This is a genomic window from Acidovorax sp. KPB24-07 (assembly GCF_057543315.1).
In genome coordinates this window covers 1-2,439 of sequence record NZ_BAAJYS010000462.1, presented here as the reverse complement: position 1 = coordinate 2,439, position 2,439 = coordinate 1, and the positions used below count along the sequence as shown (strand labels likewise).

Annotated in this window: 4 protein-coding genes; 3 read left to right on the top strand and 1 reads right to left on the bottom strand. The window is 70.2% G+C overall.

Features of this window, described 5'->3' with window-relative positions; genetic code table 11:
• From AC27IQ_RS22590 to ruvC, 3 genes are all read left to right on the top strand, one after another.
• Nucleotides 1-500 (top strand): lysophospholipid acyltransferase family protein (locus AC27IQ_RS22590; RefSeq protein WP_487090872.1); only part of this gene is annotated, 500 nt, incomplete at its 5' end.
• A gap of 1 nt (nt 501) precedes the next feature.
• Nucleotides 502-1,506 carry a phosphatidate cytidylyltransferase gene (locus tag AC27IQ_RS22585; RefSeq protein ID WP_272567229.1) on the top strand — a complete coding sequence of 335 codons (1,005 nt, stop codon included), beginning with the start codon at nt 502-504 and terminating at the stop codon, nt 1,504-1,506.
• 59 nt (nt 1,507-1,565) lie between these two features.
• Nucleotides 1,566-2,114 (top strand): crossover junction endodeoxyribonuclease RuvC, encoded by a 549-nt coding sequence (gene ruvC, locus AC27IQ_RS22580; RefSeq protein WP_272567228.1) that lies wholly within the window; start codon nt 1,566-1,568, stop codon nt 2,112-2,114.
• A 45-nt stretch (nt 2,115-2,159) separates the two neighbouring features.
• Here the strand turns inward: ruvC and AC27IQ_RS22575 are convergent.
• Nucleotides 2,160-2,439, bottom strand: a 280-nt coding sequence (locus AC27IQ_RS22575; protein ID WP_487090871.1) for an RcnB family protein, incomplete at its 5' end; no start/stop codon positions are given.

Sequence of the window (2,439 nt, the reverse complement as noted above, 5' to 3'; positions counted from 1 at the left end):
AAACGGCCGCCCTGGACCCTGCCCCGCCGGCCCCGGCGGACGGCCCAACCGCCCTGAACGCAGCTGACATTCCGCAGAGCGGATCGATGATGGAGACCCTGGCTCCGGCGCCCCATGAAGCCGCCGCCGAATCCGCGCCGCCGACACCCGAGGCCCTGCGCGCCGCGCTCGCGCCCGACGACCCGCTGGCCCCGCTGGTGCAGGCGCTGTCCAGCGGCGATTCGATCGTGATCTTTCCCGAGGGCACGCGCGGCCACGGCGATGAGCCCCAGCCCTTCAAGTCGGGCCTGTACAAGCTGGCGCTGATGTTCCCGCAGGCGGTGCTGGTGCCGGCCTGGATCCACAACGTGCAGCGCGTGATGCCCAAGGGCGAAGTGGTGCCCGTGCCCATCCTGTGCTCGGTGACCTTCGGCGCCCCGATCCAGGTCGAGCCCGGCGAGGAGCGCCGCCCGTTCCTGGACCGCGCGCGCCGCGCCGTCATCGCGCTGCGGGAGGTCTGACATGAACGACTTCCTTCGCAACCTCACCACCACGCAGCAGATCGGCGCGCTCTTCGTCGCGATGTTCGGCCTGCTCTCGCTGGTCACCCTCTACGCCTTCTTCCAGACGCTGCGCGAGGCGCGCGGCACCGGCGTGCAGGACCAGGCCGAGCACGAGGCGCACCAGCAGGAATGGCGGCGCTTCTGGAGCCTGCTCAAGACCTCGTGGTTCATGGCCACCGTGTTCTGGGTGGGCTGGGCCCTGGGCGATACCGTGGCCACGGTGCTCTTCGCCATCGTGGCGTTCTTCGCGCTGCGCGAGTTCATCACCCTCTCGCCCACGCGCCGGGGCGACCACCGCAGCCTGGTGCTGGCCTTCTTCGTGGTGCTGCCGCTGCAGTTCATCCTCGTGGGCACGCGCAAGTTCGACCTGTTCACGGTGTTCATCCCGGTGTACGTCTTTCTCGCGCTGCCGGTGGCCAGCGCGCTCGCCAACGACCCCGAGCGCTTCCTGGAGCGCAACGCCAAGCTGCAGTGGGGGATCATGGTGTGCGTGTACGGCATGAGCCATGTGCCCGCGCTGCTGCTGCTCGACTTCCCCGGTTACGAAGGCAAGGGCGCCTTCCTGGTGTTCTTCCTGGTCGTGGTGGTGCAGGCCGGCGTGATCGCCCAGCACCTGCTGGGCCGCCGGTTCCCCCACAAGCCGGTGGCGCCGCAGGTGAGCCAGAGCTTCCAGTGGCTGAGCTGGGCCAGCGGCGTGGCGGTGGGCGGCGTGGCCGGGGTCATGCTGTCGTTCATCACGCCGTTCAAGCCAGGGCAGGCGCTGGGCATGGCCCTGCTGGCGTGCCTGGCGGGCAGCCTGGGCCACCTGGTGATGAAGGCGCTCAAGCGCGACCGTGGCATCACCAGCTGGGGCATGCAGGGCCAGTCGGTCACGGGCGCGGGCGGGCTGCTGGACCGGGTGGACGCGCTGTGCTTTGCGGCGCCGGTGTTCTTCCACTCCGTGCGCTGGTACTTCGGCTTGTAGGCGAAATCGGCCTTATGCCCTAGAACTTATTACCCTTGATGCTATGAATAAGTGAGCACATGCGAATCCTGGGAATTGACCCCGGCCTGCAGACCACCGGCTTCGGCGTGGTGGATGTGGACGGCCACGCGCTGAGCTACGTCGCGAGCGGGACGATCCGCACCACGGCGCTCGCGCTGGGCAACCTGCCGGGCCGGCTCAAGGTGCTGTTCGACGGCATCACCGAGGTGGTGGCGCGCTACCAGCCCGACGTGGCCACGGTGGAAATCGTCTTCGTGAACGTGAACCCCCAGTCCACCCTGCTGCTGGGCCAGGCGCGGGGCGCCTGCATCACCGCGCTGGTGGCCAGCGACCTGCCGGTGGCCGAGTACACCGCGCTGCAGATGAAGAAGGCCGTGGTCGGCCACGGCCGGGCCGCCAAGACCCAGGTGCAGGAGATGGTGCGGCGGCTGCTGCACCTGCCGGGCCTGCCCGGCTCCGACGCGGCCGATGCGCTGGGCATGGCCATCACCCACGCGCATGCGGGGGCGGCCATGGCGCGCCTGGGCGAGGCGGCCACGCTCAACCGGCGCCAGCACGCCATGTACAAGGGCGGCCGCAGCTACTGACCGGCGGGGTGCGCGGGCCGTCGTCCCCTGTTGCCGGCCGGCGGCCTACTGGAAGACGATCTGCGCGATCACCCCGGTGCCGATGGCGATGAGCAGGTAGTCCGGCCCGTTCTGCACCCAGTGGTATCCGCGCGGCGGGGGCGCCAGGTGGTGGTGGCGCCAGTTGTTCACCACGTAATGGTGCGAGCGGTACATGGGCGGCACGCGGCTGCCGCGGTACCAGTTGTGCTGCGGGCCGACGCCGCGCTGGCCGTGCATCTGCGGATGGCCGGGGTGCACCATCGGCGGTCCGGGCCGGTACACCGGGCCGCCGTGGTAGGCCTGC

Excerpts from the sequence above, each read along its gene's own strand:
- AC27IQ_RS22585 (WP_272567229.1), top strand. The coding sequence starts at position 502 with ATGAACGACTTCCTTCGCAACCTCACCACCACGCAGCAGATCGGCGCG.
- ruvC (WP_272567228.1), top strand. The coding sequence starts at position 1,566 with ATGCGAATCCTGGGAATTGACCCCGGCCTGCAGACCACCGGCTTCGGC.